The 17,210-nt window shown below is 66.9% G+C and carries 12 protein-coding genes and 1 pseudogene; 9 read left to right on the top strand and 4 right to left on the bottom strand.

Annotated features, from left to right (window positions below):
• Positions 1-194: 194 nt before the first annotated feature.
• The 3 genes from VD972_RS44855 to VD972_RS44845 are packed head-to-tail and all read right to left on the bottom strand — an operon-like array spanning position 195 to position 3,096.
• Positions 195-1,868: an AMP-binding protein gene (locus VD972_RS44855; protein WP_324996201.1), complete on the bottom strand. Its 1,674-nt coding sequence runs from the start codon at positions 1,866-1,868 to the stop codon at positions 195-197.
• Positions 1,865-2,815 carry an SAM-dependent methyltransferase gene (locus tag VD972_RS44850; protein ID WP_324996199.1) on the bottom strand — a complete coding sequence of 317 codons (951 nt, stop codon included), beginning with the start codon at positions 2,813-2,815 and terminating at the stop codon, positions 1,865-1,867. Before VD972_RS44850 ends, VD972_RS44855 begins: the two co-directional genes overlap by 4 nt.
• Positions 2,812-3,096, bottom strand: a complete 285-nt coding sequence (locus VD972_RS44845) for an acyl carrier protein (protein ID WP_324996197.1) — start codon at positions 3,094-3,096, stop codon at positions 2,812-2,814. The genes VD972_RS44850 and VD972_RS44845 overlap by 4 nt, the downstream gene beginning before the upstream one ends.
• A gap of 274 nt (positions 3,097-3,370) precedes the next feature.
• Here VD972_RS44845 and VD972_RS44840 point away from each other — a divergent pair, with 274 nt between their 5' ends.
• From VD972_RS44840 to VD972_RS44830, 3 genes are all read left to right on the top strand, one after another.
• Positions 3,371-6,919, top strand: a complete 3,549-nt coding sequence (locus VD972_RS44840) for a serine/threonine-protein kinase PknK (RefSeq protein WP_324996195.1) — start codon at positions 3,371-3,373, stop codon at positions 6,917-6,919.
• Positions 6,920-7,147: 228 nt separating this feature from the next.
• Entirely contained in the window at positions 7,148-8,461 is a 1,314-nt protein-coding gene (locus tag VD972_RS44835) for an SPFH domain-containing protein (RefSeq protein ID WP_324996193.1), read from the top strand.
• A gap of 15 nt (positions 8,462-8,476) precedes the next feature.
• Positions 8,477-9,880 carry a hypothetical protein gene (locus VD972_RS44830; protein WP_324996191.1) on the top strand — a complete coding sequence of 468 codons (1,404 nt, stop codon included), beginning with the start codon at positions 8,477-8,479 and terminating at the stop codon, positions 9,878-9,880.
• Between the two features lie 19 nt (positions 9,881-9,899).
• Here the strand turns inward: VD972_RS44830 and VD972_RS44825 are convergent, their stop codons facing one another.
• Entirely contained in the window at positions 9,900-10,265 is a 366-nt protein-coding gene (locus tag VD972_RS44825) for a hypothetical protein (RefSeq protein ID WP_324996189.1), read from the bottom strand.
• 182 nt (positions 10,266-10,447) lie between these two features.
• On the opposite strand from VD972_RS44825, the gene VD972_RS44820 reads away from it, so the two are divergent.
• From VD972_RS44820 to VD972_RS44795, 6 genes and pseudogenes are all read left to right on the top strand, one after another.
• Positions 10,448-11,170: a hypothetical protein gene (locus tag VD972_RS44820; RefSeq protein WP_324996187.1), complete on the top strand. Its 723-nt coding sequence runs from the start codon at positions 10,448-10,450 to the stop codon at positions 11,168-11,170.
• 271 nt (positions 11,171-11,441) lie between these two features.
• The gene (locus tag VD972_RS44815) at positions 11,442-11,672 is read left to right on the top strand and encodes a hypothetical protein (RefSeq protein ID WP_324996185.1); all 231 of its coding nucleotides are present in this window, start codon (positions 11,442-11,444) and stop codon (positions 11,670-11,672) included.
• A 221-nt stretch (positions 11,673-11,893) separates the two neighbouring features.
• The gene (locus VD972_RS44810) at positions 11,894-12,967 is read left to right on the top strand and encodes a hypothetical protein (RefSeq protein WP_324996183.1); all 1,074 of its coding nucleotides are present in this window, start codon (positions 11,894-11,896) and stop codon (positions 12,965-12,967) included.
• 506 nt (positions 12,968-13,473) lie between these two features.
• Positions 13,474-15,393: a serine/threonine-protein kinase gene (locus VD972_RS44805; RefSeq protein WP_324996182.1), complete on the top strand. Its 1,920-nt coding sequence runs from the start codon at positions 13,474-13,476 to the stop codon at positions 15,391-15,393.
• Between the two features lie 113 nt (positions 15,394-15,506).
• The gene (locus VD972_RS44800; protein WP_324996180.1) at positions 15,507-16,430 is read left to right on the top strand and encodes a DUF2381 family protein; all 924 of its coding nucleotides are present in this window, start codon (positions 15,507-15,509) and stop codon (positions 16,428-16,430) included.
• A 32-nt stretch (positions 16,431-16,462) separates the two neighbouring features.
• Positions 16,463-17,210: pseudogene (locus VD972_RS44795) on the top strand (hypothetical protein); the annotation flags it as partial.

Genomic DNA, 17,210 nt, shown 5'->3' with positions numbered 1-17,210 from the left:
CCCACCCACGGTCATCACTCAGATGGAGTGTCTTGCCGCGCTTTGAGCCCAGCAGAGGGAGGCCTTGCAGACGAGCCCTCTCGGGTCAGGTCAGGAAGCCCACGTGGCATGGGGGCGCAGGGCAGGAACCTGTATGACAAGCAGACAGGTTCTGAGAGGACGTCTCCGGTCGGTGCCCTTCGTGGAGCAGAAGTTCACGTCAACGTGCCGGTGAGCTGGCCCGCGGTGATGGCATCGGCGATGGCCCGGCGCTTCATCTTCCCGCTCGTCGTCTTCGCCAGCGTGCCCGGAGCCACCAGCAGCACATGGTCGATCGCGATGCCATGGGCCCGGAGCCGCTCACGGATGCGCTCGCCCAGCACGCCTCGGGCCTCGGGCTCTAGCTTCGTCTCCGCCAGCACGTATGCCAGCTCCGTCTGCCGCTGCTCCGAGCGCACACCCACCGCCGCCACGCAGCCGGCCCGTACACCCTCCACCTCGGAGGCGATCTCCTCGAGGAGGGAGGGGATCAGGTTGTGGCCGCCCTTGATGATGAGCTCCTTCTTCCGTCCTGTGATGAAGAGCGCCCCGTTCGCCTGGTAGCCGAGGTCACCCGTCCGCAGCCAGCCCTCCTGCAGTGCGGCTGTCGTCAGCTCCGGCTCGCGGTAGTAGCCCTCCATCAGCGTCGCCGAGCGCACGAGGATCTCCCCCTGCGTGCGCTCCGGCACCGGCCGATCCTGTTCATCCACCAGCCGCACCTCGGTGTGCGGGATGGGACGGCCCGCCCCTGTCAGCTCCAGCGCGCCCGGACCCTCCGGGCAAGGCACCGCGCGGCCTTCGCTCTCCAGCACCGAGCGGTCCACGCAGTCCACCACCGTGCGCGCCAGCTTCTCCGGGAACGTCACCGCCACCGTGGCCTCGGCCAGCCCGTACACCGGGAAGAAGGTCTCGGGCCGGAAGCCACACGGACCGAAGCGATCCGAGAAGCGCCGCAGCAGCTCCGGTGAAACCGGCTCGGCGCCGATCATCGCCACCTCCCACGCGCTCAGATCCAGCCCCGCCTCCCGCGCCCGGTTCGCCAGTCCCAGGCAGATGGCATACGCCGAGGGCGGCGCCGCGCAGATCGTCCCCTTGAACTGGCTCATCGCCTCCAGCCAGCTGAAGGGCCGCTGCCGGAAGTCCAGCGGCGAGAGCATGTGCGCCGGGAAGTTGTTGAAGAAGGGGAACAGCAGCCCGCCCAGCAGCCCCATGTCATGGTGCAGCGGCAGCCAGGAGACCGCCATCGCGTGCGCAGGGGAGGGCAGGGCCCGGCTCATGCTCTCCATGTGCAGCATCACCTTCTCATGGGAGAGCACCACGCCGCGCGGGTGGCTCGTGCTGCCGCTGGTGAGCTGCACCAGGCACGGGCCCGGCGCCGCGTCCGGCTCGGGCTGGAACGCGGACGCCCGGCCTTCCTCCACCAGCGTGTCGGCGATGATGAGCGCGGGCCCCTCCCCGCTGCCCTCTCCCGCCATGCCCGCCAGCATCTCCGAGAGCACCAGCGCCTTGGCGTCCAGCTTCTTCGCCGTGCTTCGGAGCTGCTCGAGGTACGCGTCCAGGTCCGCCAGCCGGTACGGCACGCCGAGGATGCTCGGCACCGCGCCCAGCGCCCACACCCCCAGGAGCGTGCTGACGGAGGGCCGCACCTCGGGGACGAGCAGCAGCACCCCCTCCCCGGGGCGCACTCCCCGGGCGTGGAGCGCCGCGGCCACTGCCCGCGCCTCCTCCCACGTCTCGCCCCAGGTGCGAGGGAGCCACTCCTCTCCCTCCTTGTAGCGGATGGCGAGCCGCTCTCCCTGGGACTGTGCTCGCGAGCGCAGCAGGCCTGCCAGCGTCCGCGGTGCCGTCACTTCGCGTTCCCGGGGATGGGCCAGCCCGCCACGTGCACCTTGGGAGGGCCCTTGGTGGCCAGGATCATGTACTCCAGCGCCGTGCGCTTCGCGAACGACAGCTTCGCCACCGTCATGTACCCCTGCAGCACCTTGGCGAAGCCTGGCGCCAGGGACTCGATGCGGTCGCGGTTCTTGCGCACGTTGTCGATCCAGTACCCCAGCGTCTGCACGTAGGAGCTCGTCAGGTCCTCCACGTGGAGCAGATCCAGCCCCGCGCGCTCGATGAGGCCCAGCTCCTCCGCGAGGCTCAGCAGCCGGCAGTAGCCCAGCGCGGTGACGAAGATGTAGCGCGTGGCGCTGCTGTCCCGGTCCCCGCGCACCTCCGAGGGGAAGTAGCAGTCCGAGATGAACAGCCTGCCCCCGGGCTTCAGCGTGCGCCCCACCAGCTGGTGGATCGTCTCCCGGTTGTGCATGTGGACGATGCTGCCGGAGAAGAGCACCACGTCGTAGCTCTCCGGCTCGGGCTTCAGCTCCTCCACGTGCGTCAGGTCCACCCGCACGCGGTCCGCCACGCCCCAGTCCTTCGCGCGCTGCAGCGCCACCTCGCGCTGCTTGCTGCTCAGGGTGATGCCGTGGAACTGCCCCTGTGTGTGCTGCGCCAGGTACAAGAGGTTGCTGCCCCAGCCGCAGCCCACGTCCAGCACCTTCTCCCCGGGCTGGATGTTGAGCTTGGCCGCCACCCGCGCGAACTTCCGCTCCTGCCCCGTCTCCAGATCCTCGTCCGGCGACAGGAACACCCCCGTTGCGTACGCCAGCCGCGGGTCCAGCACCAGGCTGAAGATCTCCGGGTTGTGCTCGTAGTGCTGCGCCACCTCCCGGGCCTCATGCGCTCGCTGCTCCTCCGGGGTGCGCTGGGCGGCGACGCGCTCGTCCGGGTGCCTCAGCCCCAGATTCAGTGCCGTCATACGGCCCTCCCCTTCTGACGGGTGAGCTGCGCCGCCACGAAGCGCGCCAGATCCTCCACCGTCTTGAGGTTGGCGTCCGCGGGTGAGGCCATGTCCGGCATCGCGAAGCGGAAGCGCGCCTCCAGGGCGATGTTGATCTCGATCATCGCCAGGGAGTCGATCCCCAGCCCGCTCTCGAGGCTGGCCGTCAGGGGGACCTGCTCCACGGGGCGCTTCAGCGCATCGGCGATGATGGTTCGTACTTCCCGGCCGATCTCCTCGATCGGCATGGTGTCTGCCACGGGCTCTCCTGGTTTGGGGTTGCCTGGCCCGATGGCCTGTGCCAAGCGGAGAATCGGAAGTTAGGCCGCCACCCCGGGGCGGACAAAGGAAGATCCGAGCCCTCCCCAGGAAGATCAAGGCCCTCGAGCGTTCGCTGGGGGACGTATCAGGTTGGGTCACTCGCGCCCCTCCTTTCTGCCAGGTATGCCGCTACCCATTCGCTTCACCCCTCCCGAGGTGGCATGCTTGGGATTTTCCAGGACGATGGCACAGCCTTCCGCGGAGAAATCCGATGTGAAGAGTGTCCCCGGTGCGCTCACCCCGGGGACGCTGGTGGGGACGTACGTCATCGAGGACATGCTGAGCTCGGGCGGGTTTGGCGTGGTGTACCGCGCGAGGGATCCGGAGCAGCGGCAGGTCGCCATCAAGGTGAGCAAGCACTCGGCACGCTCCATCACCGCCCAGCAGCTCGTCTGGCAGCAGAACGAGATTGAAGCGCTCACGCGCCTGCGGCACCCCTCGCTGGTGGAGGTGCTCGGGTATGGCTTCATGGACGATGGGCGCCTGTACCTGGTGATGGAGATGGTGCAGGGCCTGGTGCTGGGCCAATACCTCCAGGAGCGTGGGCCCCTGGAGGTCCTGGAGGCCCTCCAGCTGACGCGCCGCATCGCCGAGGCGCTCGCCTACTGCCACGAGTCCAAGGTCCTCCACCTGGATCTCAAGCCGGCCAACATCATCGTCACCGATCCGGTGGAGCCGAAGGTGAAGGTGCTGGACTTCGGTCTGGCGCGGCTGTCCAACGGCTTCAAGACGCATGAGGGGGGGCCCGTGGCCGGGACGCTGGCCTACATGGCCCCCGAGTGCTTCTTTGGATCGATCGACTTCTCCGAGAAGGTGGACCTCTACTCCCTGGGGACGCTGCTCTACGAGATGGTCTCCTGCATCCTCCCGTTCCCCAACAACGCCTCGTATGCGGCGCTGGGCTCGCTCAAGCGGGCGGGGAAGATGACGCCGCTGGAGCAGGCCGCGCCCCTGGTGCCTCCGGTGGTGGCGGCGCTGGTGCGCTCCCTGCTCGATCCGGACGCGAGCCACCGCTTCGGCGGGGCGAGCCAGCTGGCCAGCCGCCTCAAGGGCCTCTACTTCGATCTGCTGCACGGCAACACCGAGGAGGGGGGAGGAGGGCCCCCCGCGCTGCCCCCGGAGCTGCTCTCCTCGGACGACGCGCCCTTCGTGGGGCGCGCGCGCGAGGTGGCGCTGCTGCGCGAGGCCGTGGACTCGGTGGGCGAGCGCCAGGGCCGCGCGCTCATGCTGGTGGGCGAGGCGGGCATGGGCAAGAGCCGCCTCATCTCCGAGGTGCTGCTCTCGCAGGAGGTGAGCGCCCGGGTGCTGGTGGGCTATGGCCGCTGCCGGCAGCTGGGCGAGCTGGTGCCCTACTCGCCGCTGCGCGAGGCGCTGGGGCAGCTGGTGGAGGTGCTCCTGGGCATCCGCAGCGAGCCCGGGCACCGGGTGCGCCACGTGGCAGGGCAGGTGCTGGCGAGCGAGGCCCAGGAGCTGCGGCGGCTGGTGCCGGAGCTGAGCCGGCTGCTGCCGGAGGGCACCGAGCGCGGCAACGAGGGCGTCATCGTCCAGGGGCTCGGCGCGGAGCGTGTGGGCAAGGCGCTGGTGCACCTGCTCACCGCCATTGGCGCCGCGCGGCCGCTGGTGCTCGTGCTGGAGGATGTGCACTCGGCGGACGAGGGCACGCTGGCCGTGCTGGCGCGGCTCACCGCCGCTCCGCCGCCCGGCGTGCTGCTGCTGTGCACCACCCGGCCTCCGCCGCGCCTGGCACGCACAGGTGAGCTGGAGATGCTGACGCTGGAGGCGCTGGGCTCCGAGGAGAATGACCACTTGCTGGCGAAGCTCGCCGGGGGGGCCAGCGCGGCCGTGGTGAAGGCCATGGTCCAGTCGGTGCCGTTCCTGGCCAGCGGCAACCCGCTGGTCGCCGGGCAGATCATCCGGGATCTGCAGCTCGGGGGGTACCTGGCCCGGGAGTCGGATGGCCGCGTCCGGCTGTCCGATCGCCTGCGGGGGGAGTACCGGCCCCCGGACTCTGTCTCCACGGTGGTCGGCCGCTCGCTGGAGCGGCTGGACGAGGAGGTGCTGCGGGTGCTCCGGGTGGCCGCGCTCATGGATCGCCGGTTCCGGCTCTCGGATCTGGAGGCACTGGGCGTGTTCTCCCCGCTGGAGGTGCGGGCTGCCATCACCGCGGCGGAGGAGCAGCGGCTGTGCATCGTCGTGGGAGACCGGTGCACCTTCGCGCATGACACGCTGCGTGAGCGGCTGGTGGCGGACGGGCGGCTGAAGGACGTGCCGGACATCCACCGGCGCATTGGCGAGCGGCTGCGGGAGCGCGGGGCCCCTCCGGGGACGCTCGGCTACCACTGGGAGAAGGCGGGCCAGCCGCTGCGGTCCGCCAGCGCGTACCTGGAGGCCGGGCTCGATGCGGATCGGCTGTTGGATCCCATTGGCGCCAGCCAGCACCTGCGCAAGGCCTTCACGGTGGCCAGCTCTCAGCCCCCCTCGGCCGAGCGGGACGACATCCTCGTGCGGTCGCTCTACGGGCTGGTGCGGATAGGCTGTCTGCTGGGCAGCTCGGTGGAGATGTACCGGTACCTGGAGCTGGGGCAAGCGCTGCTCGAGCGCCCTACACCGGAGCAGAGGCTGGCGCTGAACAGCTCCTGGGCGCGCGCGTACTACGCCCAGGGCGACTTCCCCAAGGCGCTGGAGCACAGCGCGTGGTGCCTGGGTGCGGCGACGGAGCCGCACCTGCGCTCCTACCTCTATGCGCCCTTGAGCATCATGGGGCGTGCGCTGTGTGGCTCGGGGCGGTTCGGGCCCGCCACCTCCATGCTCACCGAGGCGGCGGCGCAGGCGGCGGCGGCGGGGGAGCACGTGGAGCAGACGCACTCGGAGGGCATCCTCGCGCTGGCGCTGGCGTACTGCGGCGAGTTCAAGAAGGCCCGGGAGTACGCGTCCTCCTCCGCGCGCATCGCCCTGCGGCTGGGAAATCCGGTGCGGATGGCGGCCTCCACCTTCTATTACGCCGTCGTCGCCGAGGCGGAGTTCCGCTGGGATGAAGGGGTGGAGCGCAGCGCGGAGCTGCTCGCCTTCTCCGAGGCGCAGGGCATCACCGGGCTGTACCTGTGCATGGGCACCTCCTATGCGGGGCGGCACCAGTTCCACATCGGGCGGATGGATCGAGCGCGGCACCTGCTCACGCACGCGCTGGGGCTGACGCGGCAGCAGGGCCTCTCGTATGGCCTCTCGCTGGCGTACGCGTACCTGGGGGACGTGGAGTTCGTGGCGGGCCGGCAGGTGGAGGCGAAGGCCGCCTATGAGAAGGGCCTGGAGCTGGCGAACTCCGGGGCGAGGGACGAGCAGGCAGGGCCGCTGTGCCTCATCGGCCTGGCGCACCTGCACGCGCTCGCCGGGGGCACAGTGGAGCAGGTGCGGGCCTGGGCGGACGAGGCGCTGAGCCGGCTGCGGGCGGTGGACAACCTGAGCAACCAGATCCCCACGCTCCAGCGCTACGCGGAGGCGCTGGAGGAGCTGGGGGATGTGGCGGGCGCGGCTCGGCGCTATGAGGAGCGGCAGGTGCTGGTGAAGAAGCTGGGGCTGGCCGAGTGCGACTTCTGGCCGCGGCCGAGCCCGAAGGTGGAGCCGCTGCCGCCGCGCGAGTACTGGCGCAAGGCCAGCTCGCGCCTGTCGTCCTCGAGCATCAAGCCGGTGAGCCCGGAGGACTTCAACGCGGAGACGGTGGTGCGCGCCGCCGCGGGCCCGGACGACGGGGAGAAGAAGGGCTGACCTGGGCTGAGCCTCGGGGCTCGGGCTTCCTCTGTATCCTTATATAGGACTGCGGTCGTCCGGACGCACTCGCGCGGCGCTGAGCCACTCCAGCCGCACTGCGTGAGTCCGCACGACCACGCGCTCACGCTTACTCACCACGCGGTCCGAGCGCCCACTTCCAGCACGCTCCGCCCACGCGGTGGGTATCTCTCGTGCATTGCCCTTCCCACGCGCGAGAGGGCAACCATGAACACCGAGAACGTCAAAGAGAAGCTGAGTGCAGTCGCGAAGCAGAGCGTCTTCCTGGCCCGAGCCGTCGTGGGCACAGTGGTCAGCAAGATTCGGTGGTGCATCTTCACCCAGCGTGGGCGCCGCATCGCCACCGGGCTGATGGTGACGGGCGTTGTGGCCATGGCCGTGTCCACGCGCCCCGTGACTCTGATCGAGCCGGGACAGGTGGGCATCCGCATGAACCTGCTCACCGGCCGCAGCCTCGAGCTGCGTGAGGGCTGGGCCCTGCTCGTGCCCCACATCCACCGGCTCCACCTCTACGGTCTGAAGGACCAGGTCTACCGGCCCGACCGCAGCGCCCAGTCCGATGGCCCGGCCCCCTTCCAGTCCGTGGAGGGCCTTTCCATCGGCATCGAGATCTCGATCCGCTACGCGCTCGATCCCGCCCGCGTCGGCTCCCTGGCCGCCTCGATGCCCGAGGATGTGGGCCAGGAGATCGTCGAGCCCGTCATCGACGGCGTGCTCCGCCGCCACTTCGCCCAGCACACCGTCCGCGAGATCTTCTCGACCAAGCGAAGGGAGATCCAGAAGGCCCTCTCTGACGAGATCGCCCCCCTGCTGGCGGCCGATGGCGTCATCCTCCGCTCGGTCACCCTGGGCAACGTGGACCTGCCCCAGCAGTACCGCCAGGGGGTGGAGTCGCTGCTGGCCGAGGAGCTGAGCGCCGAGAAGATGCGCTACACGCTGGAGCTCAAGGAGAAGCAGGTCAAGGAGACCGCGCTGAGCGCCGAGGCCGAGAAGGTCCGGCGCGAGAAGGCCGCCGAGGCCTCCGCCAGTGAGGAGATCATCGCCGCCAAGGCCAAGGCCGAGGCCATGCGCCACATCCTCCCCTTCAAGGAGAAGGAGATTGAACAGCGGCGCCTGGAGGCGGAGGCCGCGAAGGTGAGCCGGCTGACCCAGGCCACCGCCGAGGCCGAGGCCCGTCGCATCGAGGCCGGAGGCGAGGCGGATGCCCGCCGGACGCTCGCCGATTCCGATGCCTACCGGGTGGAGGTGACGGGCAAGGCTGCCTCCGAGCAGCTCGCTCGGGACGCCAGCCTCATCAGCAAGAACCCGCTGCTCATCCAGAAGACACTCGCGGACAAGCTGTCCGACAAGATCCAGGTCATCATCGCCCCGCCCCAGGTGGGTGGATTCTTCGCCAGCGGCCTGCTGGGCCAGCCGCCTCCCTCGCCCCAGTATGCGAGCACCCCTGGTTCCTCTCGGCCGCAGTCGGGCGACTCTTCCGAGTCAGAGCCCGGGTCCGAGCACCCCGAGAACGAGTACTAGCAGGAGCGCCAGGCCATGCTCGCTACGATTCTGACCCTCGCGCTCGTGGTGCAGGACCAGACGCCCCTGCGCGCTGCTCCGCAGGATGCCGCCACCCGTCAGGCCACCTTGTGGCAGGGCGAGTGGCTCGAGGTCCGGGGGGAGCGCCAGGGCTTCCTCCAGGTGTACGACCACCGCCGCGAGCGCCCCGGCTACGTGCGCCAGCAGCAGGTCCGGGTCTACACCCTGGACGAGGCGAGCGTGCCCCGGCTCCAGGCGGTGGTGGAGTTCCTCCGGGACACCTCTGGGGCGGAGGCGTTGGGAATTGGCTACACGGCGGCGCTGCTGCGCGCGGCCAGCCCCTCGCAGGTGGGCCCGGAGCTCTTCGACGCGATGGGTACCCTGGCGGACCGGCTGGCCAGGAGGGCCTCCTCCAAGAGATCCAATGACGAGACCCTGGCCGCACACCTGGACGTGGTGGCCAGCTACGGGGTGAAGCTGATCAGCCTCGAGCAGGAGGGCCGCACCCGCATCTGCTACGACGGAGAGGCCTTCCGCCGGGTGCTGGGGCTGGGAGGCAGTCCGGAGGCACGGCTCCGGGCGGCGCTTGCGCTCACCCGGCCGGAGTGCATCGACCCCGCGCTGAGCCAGGTGGAGCGGCAGGCCATCGACGAGTGGCGCATCGGAGTGCTGGAGAAGGTGGACACGGGCCAGCTCCCTGCGTGGCAGGCCAACCGCCTCCACCTGCGGCGGGCCGAGGTGTACGCAACCCTGGCCTACCAGTGGACCCGCCGAGGAGAGGCAGTGCGGGGTGCGAAGGCGAGCGAGCGCTCCGTGGAGGAGCTGGCCCGGGTGCTGAAATCGGAGCTGGCGGACGAGGATCGCTCTGCCTACGCGGTGGCCGCCGTCCGGGTGGCAGCCTCACGCTGGGCCTCGATTCCCACCCCGGAGAATGCGGCCTCGGGGCCCAGGCTCGAGCTGACCCCGGGAAAGCCTGGGGAGACATGCCTGCGCCTGGTGGACGAGAAGACTCCAGGCACGCCGCTGGCCGCGCGCTGCACCTATGGGCTGGTATGGCCCAGCTCCATCCGCCAGTCAGCGCAGGGCACGGCAGTCACCGTGGCGGTGCAGCTCCTGGAGGGGTGGACGGAGCTGTGGGTCTTCCATCAGGAGGGGGATGGGTGGTTGCTGGATGCGCTGACACCGGCGACGACCGAGCCGGGCGTGGGCTACGTGGAGCTGGCGGGCTTCACCCCGGACGGCTCCCGAGTGCTGGTGGCGCGCGAAGCCCTGGTGGAGGGGAAGATCAAGTCCTCCTTCCAGGTGCTCAAGCGGGAGACGCTGATGCCCGAGAAGACCGCCGAGCGGCCGGAGGACTCGGGGACTTTCAAGCGGTGGAGCACCGCCGACTGGCGCAACCGGACCCTGGCCGTGCGCTGAGCGCGGAACGACACTCCCGTCAGGGAGTGCCGGAGGCTGCCGGAGCCGCTCCCGGGTCCGAGCGGTTCGCGAGGATGAAGCGGAGCACGAGCTCGCTCTCGGCCTCCTTCAGATCCGCCTTCCGCCCCATCCTGCGTGCGATGTCCGGCCAGTCAGCCTCCTTGTAGGCAGCGCGATCCGGGTAGGAATGACAGGCGTTGCAGTGCTCCAGGAAGAGCTGGCGGCCCTGCTCGAGCTCCCCGGCGGAGGTGTCGGGCCACTTCGCCTGAGCACTCTGGATGGCACCCGCGGACAGGGGACCGGGCACTGTCCCCGCCTTGGGGAAGCACGCCGCGAGGAAGAGACAGGCACAGGCGGACGAGATCAACCGTCGGTTCGTGAGCATGTCACCCGTTCATAATGCGGTTCGCGACACGAGGCCACATGCGTGCGCGGGCAAGCTTGCGGAGAGGGGACTCCGCTCCTTCAAGGTCGGGCCGTGGGGACCCAATAATGAGGTAGGCCATGGGTGATGCCAGCTGAGGCCTCGTTGAGTCCTTCGCTCTGTTTCCACAAGGTGCAAGCGTCATGGGCCTCCTGTATCTTCGGCTTATCGAGAAAAGCTGGCGAATCCGTTGGGAGACCCAGATGGGCTGGAGACTTCAGGGTGTTGGCGTGCTGTGTGCTATAGGGGGTGTCCTGGCGTGCTCAAGCCCCAACCCCAACCTGCGAGCCACCCGTATGCCGGACGGGAGTATCGAGGTTAAGGGGCCACTGGTCGGCCCCTTCCCAACACTGGAGACACTGGCCATGAATGCCTGCGCAATCATGACCGGTGAGCCCGGCGCGTCAAACGGCATTTATGGGTTTGAGTATTGCGCCCTGAACTACTACTCACCTCAGGAGAAGGCGTACTTCCTCAGCTACCTTTCCGATTTCAAGAACAGGCCCGACACTACTACCAAGACGTGTTCGCTCCCCAGGTCGCTGGATGACCCCAAGCGCAAAGATTCAATCATCGTCGGGGGTTCTCATAGCCATCCCCATAACCGGAGTTTTTCCAGGCCTGACTTGAGCATTTGGTCGAACTGGAATCCCACTCGCTTCAAGGGCAAGAGCACCGAGCAGATATGGGATCGCCATCTCATGCTGTTCTACCGTGAGAAGACCGGCGAATGCAGAGCCTACATGTACAACCAGACAACACGAATTGTCTCTGCCCTGCGCAATGGTCAATGGATTGCCATCGGCAAAGCCTACAACGACATTGGTGATATCCAGATGCTCGAAGGCCTGGATTGGCTGCCTTGAGCAAGACCACCACGGCAGGGAGTGCGGAAGCGAATTGCAGCCGTAGGTACCTGGCGACAGAACCCCTTCGAGGCGAAGCGACATGAGGCTTCTACTTCCTGCTCTACTCTGCTGTGCCGCCATGCTGACGGGCTGCTCTTTCTTTGGGTATTACAAACATGAGAAGCCAACATGGGCACCGCCTGAAGAGGGCGCCAAGGTTCAGTTCTTGAACTCATTGGAGCGAGGAGCCCGGCTGACCGGGCCCATGATGGCTGCCTTGAAGGTAGCCATGGATGACTACCTCCCTCCCAGCGTTAGGGTTGAGGACCAGGAGTATCCGGCTGGCAAGTGCCTCGCCCAATGGAAGTACATCAACGTCACGGTTTTCCAGGCCAGCGATGATCTCTTCTTCGTTCTCTTCATTCCGGATCTCTCAAATTGCGGGCCCGGGTTTATCGAACTGGACGCGGGAGTGGAGTACGCCATTGACGGCAAGGGGCGCATTCTCGCCAAGCAGTGACCTTCCCGCCCATCTGCATTCCCGCCCATCCCATTGCATGGCCAACCCACCCCCAAGTCGGGAGGGTTGCTGAGCTTCAGGGGCAGGCCGTGAGGACTTTTTTTAGGGCTCTAATACTACTTGGTCACTTCCCTCAAAGTCCCAGCGGTTCTCCGAGGCAAATCTCCCCTCGGAGAGCACCCAGAGTGACCAAGCGGTACTTCCATTAACAAGAGGAAGCCATGCCCACAACTGCTGATGACTCAAGAACCTGCACCCTTTTTTACTCTTGGCAGTCAGACATAAAGCCGGACAGCCATGGTAGAAATCTCATCAGGGCCGCTCTACGAAATGCAGCAAGCACTGTTGAAGCGAAGCTCCCCGGACTGCGGCTGACTATCGACGAAGCAACACGTGGCGAACCTGGGAGCCCCGATATCCCGAGCACCATATTTGACAAGATAGGTTCCGCAGATATTTTTATTGCCGACGTCTCGATCATAAACAGTAGCGCTTCCGCTGACCGCAAGACGCCGAACCCAAACGTGCTGGTCGAACTCGGATACGCAGCAGGTCTTCTTGGATGGCGGCGCGTCATCATGGTTGCCAATCAGGAGCTTGGCACCATAGACAGCCTTCCATTCGACATCAGACAAAAGCGGATTACCCCATTCAGATGCCCTCTTCCGAGTGGAGACGCGACAAAGGATAAAAATTCCGTACCCAATGCCTTGGGCGCTCTGTCCAAGCACTTGGCGGACGCCATTGAAGAAATCGTCAAGCTGTCACCTGAACGTCCGGTTGTTGTTGCGACCGATCCGCAAGCGATAAAGAGAGAGCGTGATTTGAGGACTCTTCGGGATCTGTTCCAGTATCTAAATCCCGATATCATCGACAATCTTGCGGAAAATGCACCTTCGCGCGTTGATTTTGTTGTGTTTTCTTTCTGGGAAAGCTTCCATGCGCTCTGGGCAGCATCATCAACGCATTTGTATGACGAAACTGCCAACAGCCTCATGGTACAGGTCCACCAATACTGGGGCGAACTCCTGTCTCACGGAACTCACTACGATAGAGTCCCTGGAGGTTTTTATGTCTGGCATTTGCCTGGGGATTTCTTTCCATCCCAAGCCTCCGGAGAGGACTACAAGAAAGCGACCGGAGAGCTTCGCGCACTAATAAAAGCACATTTCGAACTCGTGGGTTATTTGCGCTCTAATTACGTCGAACTCGACCTAGAGTCTTTGCGAAAGGCCTCATGGATGAGTTATCAGGAGTTTCAGCGCACTTTTTTGCCAGATAAAGGACAGGGCTAGTATTGTTTGGTCACTTCCCGCGCAGCGGTGCATCTCCTCGCAGCGCAATTTTTGTTATTTAGGTCCCCACGGCCTGTGCTTGTTCAAAGTCGGGCCTCCAAAAGTCGTCATCTGGTATGGCGGAGCGAAACCACCGGACAGGGACACTGTGAAGATCTGCGCGGTGGCTTGGCCACCCCTGGCGCGCAGCACGAACGGCTTCTCCGAGTGAAGTGGAGAAGAGCTCCGGCATGCATGAATCTTGGCAGAAGGGACCAGAGCACTGCCGCTGGGCAGCTCCACGCTCTATACCTCAGGGGTTGATGGACGAGTAGACCCTATGAGTCAGCCCTGGCGCGTGGCTCCAGTGCTGGCCTCCCGCATGAGAGGAGCACCTCAAGGACGATCCTCCGGGCTGTTCTGGTAGCTTCGCGCACAACCCAGGAGGTTGAGTCCATGCGCGAGGGCGCCCCCATCTCTCCGGCCACGTCGCCGCTCCTGAACGAGGGGCTTGTGGGAGTCCGCCCATGAGCGGGCGCGAGAAGGGGCGTGTGCCGGAGGTGTCGCCCGGCACGGACGTGGGCGGCTACGGGGTGGAGGCCCAACTCGGCGAGGGAGGCTTCGGGACCGTGTTCCGCGCGCAGCGGGGAGGCGAACTCTACGCGCTGAAGATGCTGCCGATGGAAGAGGTGGGGGAGTGGGGTGTGCGGGAGCTGCTCAACCTGGCGAAGGTTCAGCACCCCCACGTGGTGCGCCTGCTGGGCCACTGCCAGTGGCCCGACAAGGCTCCCCGGTACTTCGTCATCATCATGGAGTACGTGCCGGGCCGGCGGCTGGACGTGTGGGCGAGCACGGAGAACCCCTCGGCGCGGGAGGCGGCGCGCAAGATGCTGGGCCTGGCGCGGGCCTTGGTTGCCCTCCATGCGGCGAAGGTGATTCACCGGGATGTGAAGGAAGCCAACGTCCTGGTGCGCGACTCCAATGGCGAGGTGGTGCTGGTGGATCTCGGCGTGGGGGGCGACGAGGAAGCCAGCTGGCGGACAGGGGGGCTGCTGCCTCCGGGAACGCCGGACTACCGCAGCCCGGAGGCATGGCGCTTCGAGCGGGAGAACAAGGGCGTACCGGGCGCCCACTACCGCCCCACGCCCTCGGATGATCTGTACGCGCTGGGGGTGGTGCTCTACTGGCTGCTGACGAACCGCAAGCCCTTCCACGTGGAGGGGAGAAAGAGCGTGGATGCCGTCCTGACCGAGGGCCCCAAGCCTCCCCACCTCCTCAACCCCCGAGTGCCCGTGGAGCTGAGCGAGCTGTGCCTGCGGCTGCTGGCGAAGAAGCCCGAGGAGCGCCCTGCGGATGCGCAGGAAGTGTGCACGGCGCTCACGGTGCTGCTGGAGCAGCAGGAGGCAGCCTGGGAGGCGACGCTGTGTGAAGCCTTCAGCGAGCACACCGTGACGACGCGTCTGGGTCCAGGTGGGGACGAGGTGGCGCACTACCTGAAGGCGGCGAGAGAGGCTGAGGCGCGGCCCCGCCGAGGACGTCGCCCGGTGGATCCACCCGAGGCACCTGCCGCTCTCCCTTCCGATGCTGGACCGCCTGCGTCGGTGGAGCACGTGCCAGCTCGGACCTTGAGTGCCTCCCTGCAGGTGGCGGTGGGACTGACCCTCGCTGGAGTCTTGGGAGGAGGCGTTGCCTGGTTCTGGGGATCCTCGCCGCCTACCGCCATCCTGCCGCCGCTCGCCAGCGAGACGACGCGAAGGCCGCGCGCTGAGTCCATCGAGTACGCCCTGGAAGAAGTGACCTGGGAGGTTGGCTGGAAAGTGGCGCCTCCCTGGAAGCCGCCGGAAGCTACCGGCCGCGACTTCTCCGTCACCGAGGAGGCAGCTCTCGTGGTTCCCTCCACGGTGAGCGAGAAGGGAGAGGCTTCCATGAAGAACCCGCAGCAGAAGCAGCAGAAGGGCCTCGGTCCCGTGGGCAAGGCGATCACCACGGGCAGCGCCTGCATCACTCTGGCCTGCACCGGGCCACAGGTGCGCTCCGATCCTCCCACCGAGCCATGCCCTTCCGGCGCTGTCCAGGCCATGGCCGGGTTGAACATCGACATCGGCGACAAAGAGGATGCGCTCTTTCCACCCCCCGGGACGGGTGGCGAGTTCATCTCCGTGAGGGAAGGGTGGACCCGCATGGAGGTCCTTGCGGGCTTGGGGGATATGCCAGAGGGCTCCATCCTGAAGGGGCGACTCTTCTTCGGAGGGGGGCGCGTCTACGGGCGGTTCACCGAGGCGCAGGAGTACAAGGATCGAGGGGTATACGGCCGCACCTGGCCTGTCTGCCTGGAGCTGCTGGACCACACCGGCGAGCGCGGCATGCAGATGGAGAGTGGCTCCACGGCGGACACCGCGAGGGTGTTCAACTCTGCGGAGGTGAAAGCGGTGGAGCGCTTCAAGTGAGGCGGACCCGGGCATGCAGCGCCGGGGGCACGAGGCCCTCTTGAGAGGGAAGGCGTGCTAGAGGCGACGTCCCAGGACGCTACGTCCCGCCCCCACTCAGGAGGTTCTGTTCCGTGCTCGCCTCGTCCCCCGCCGCTCTTCTGGCGCTGGCGCTTCTCGTGGGCGCCACTGCCACCGCGCAGCCCCAAGCCCTCCCCTGCGAGACAGGGACACGGCGCATCGAGCTGACGACGGAACCCACCGGAGATATGGCCGAGCTGTGCATCGGCCCAGGGTTGTCCACCACGCTCATCTTCAACGGCGCGGAGCTGCTGCCTGGCGGCGTCACCGTGGACGGGCGGGAGCGCTTCACGATGGTAGAGGTGGGCACTACCATGCTCCGGCTGGTGCCTTCGGAGCGCGTAGTGCCGGGAGATCGATTCCGGCTGACGGTGCGCTTCAAGGACGGAGCAGCTCCGGCGAGCGCGGCCTTCTGGCTGGGGGTGTACGCCGGGAAGGTGGAGCCGTGGGTGGAGGTGTACCGCGAGAGGCGCACGGTGGAGTCGTACCAGCAGGAGGTGAAGGAGAAGGACGTGCAGTTCCACCAATGTCAGAAGGACAACGAGCGGTTGCTCGCCGAGAAGGAGAACCCCGGGGGCCTTACTGGCCTGCTGGCCACCGGGCTCATGGACGACAAGGGCATCCCTCCCAAGGACCTCAGCCAGAGCATCGGGAAGCACCCCGGAAACTTCGTCAACGTGTATCAGGCCTACAGCTACCGCTCCCACCGCACGGTGGCCGTAGTGCTGTGGCTGATGGCCACCCTGGAGACGCAACCCTGGCGAGCGGTGAGAGCGGAGCTGCTGGCCTCTGGACGTCGCACGCTGCGCGTGTATCCACCCTGGCAACGCGAGCCCTTCAGGAGCGGCGTGGAGGACCGGCGCGTGGTGATCGAGGCGGACGCAACGGAGGAAGAGCTCCGGGGGAGTTTCACCCTCAAGTTGTGGGATGCGGAGGGGACCCGGAGCGTCATCGTCTCAGGGGTGACGTTCCCGTAGGCTGGAAACCTCCTCGCGCTGGAGGGCGCCCCATGGCAACCCGTCTGACCGCTGCGGTCCTGCTCTTGGCGCTGCTCAACGCATGCGCCTCTCCGCGTGTCGTGCACCTCGACACGGGCCATGGTGCGCCCCTGGAGTACCGGCCGCCCACCTCGAACAAGTCCGTGAAGGTGGACGCGGAAGCGTTCGAGGAAGCGCTGACGCAGATGGTGCTGAATGCGCCTCTCACCCTGCGCCCGCCTCAGCAAGGCTGGCTGGTGCGCGCCTCCTACCCCAGCGACGACCCGGACAACCGCTGGCAGAGCCTGATGAGCAAGAGCTTCGGCGGCATCTGCGAGCCGGGTCAGCGTAAGGAAAACTGCCTCTCCCTGCTCGATGACGTAATGGGCCTGAGCGAGTGGGACAAGCTGGGGGTAGCCTTGGGCCTGTCGATCGATCCCCTCAAAGAGAGCATCGCCAAGGCAGTGGAGAACACCCTGGCCCCCCAGCTCTTCTACACCGTCATTGCGACGGGGCTCATCACTTGGGCCGTCTTGGCGGCCAACCCCGAGCCCGTGTTCACGAAGGCGGCGGCCATCGTCTCAGCGCTGCTGCTGATCTACCTGGGAGTGGAGACGTTCCTGGAGGTGGTGGACGCGAGCCGGGAACTGAAGTGGGCCAGCGACCGAGCAACCACGTGGGAGGAGCTGGAGCACGCCAGCCAGCGCTTAGCGAACCGGGTGGGACCCGAGGTGGCCCGCGTCTTCGTCCTCGCGGTGACGGTGGTGGTGAGCCATGGAA

The sequence above is a fragment of the Hyalangium sp. genome, assembly GCF_035629615.1.
Lineage (GTDB): Bacteria > Myxococcota > Myxococcia > Myxococcales > Myxococcaceae > Hyalangium.
The sequence above is the reverse complement of the archived record's forward strand: the minus strand, read 5'-3'. Positions and strand labels throughout refer to the sequence as shown.

Excerpts from the sequence above, each read along its gene's own strand:
- VD972_RS44850 (WP_324996199.1), bottom strand. The coding sequence starts at position 2,815 with ATGACGGCACTGAATCTGGGGCTGAGGCACCCGGACGAGCGCGTCGCC.
- VD972_RS44835 (WP_324996193.1), top strand. The coding sequence starts at position 7,148 with ATGAACACCGAGAACGTCAAAGAGAAGCTGAGTGCAGTCGCGAAGCAG.
- VD972_RS44830 (WP_324996191.1), top strand. The coding sequence starts at position 8,477 with ATGCTCGCTACGATTCTGACCCTCGCGCTCGTGGTGCAGGACCAGACG.
- VD972_RS44825 (WP_324996189.1), bottom strand. The coding sequence starts at position 10,265 with ATGCTCACGAACCGACGGTTGATCTCGTCCGCCTGTGCCTGTCTCTTC.
- VD972_RS44820 (WP_324996187.1), top strand. The coding sequence starts at position 10,448 with ATGGGCCTCCTGTATCTTCGGCTTATCGAGAAAAGCTGGCGAATCCGT.
- VD972_RS44815 (WP_324996185.1), top strand. The coding sequence starts at position 11,442 with ATGGATGACTACCTCCCTCCCAGCGTTAGGGTTGAGGACCAGGAGTAT.
- VD972_RS44810 (WP_324996183.1), top strand. The coding sequence starts at position 11,894 with ATGCCCACAACTGCTGATGACTCAAGAACCTGCACCCTTTTTTACTCT.
- VD972_RS44805 (WP_324996182.1), top strand. The coding sequence starts at position 13,474 with ATGAGCGGGCGCGAGAAGGGGCGTGTGCCGGAGGTGTCGCCCGGCACG.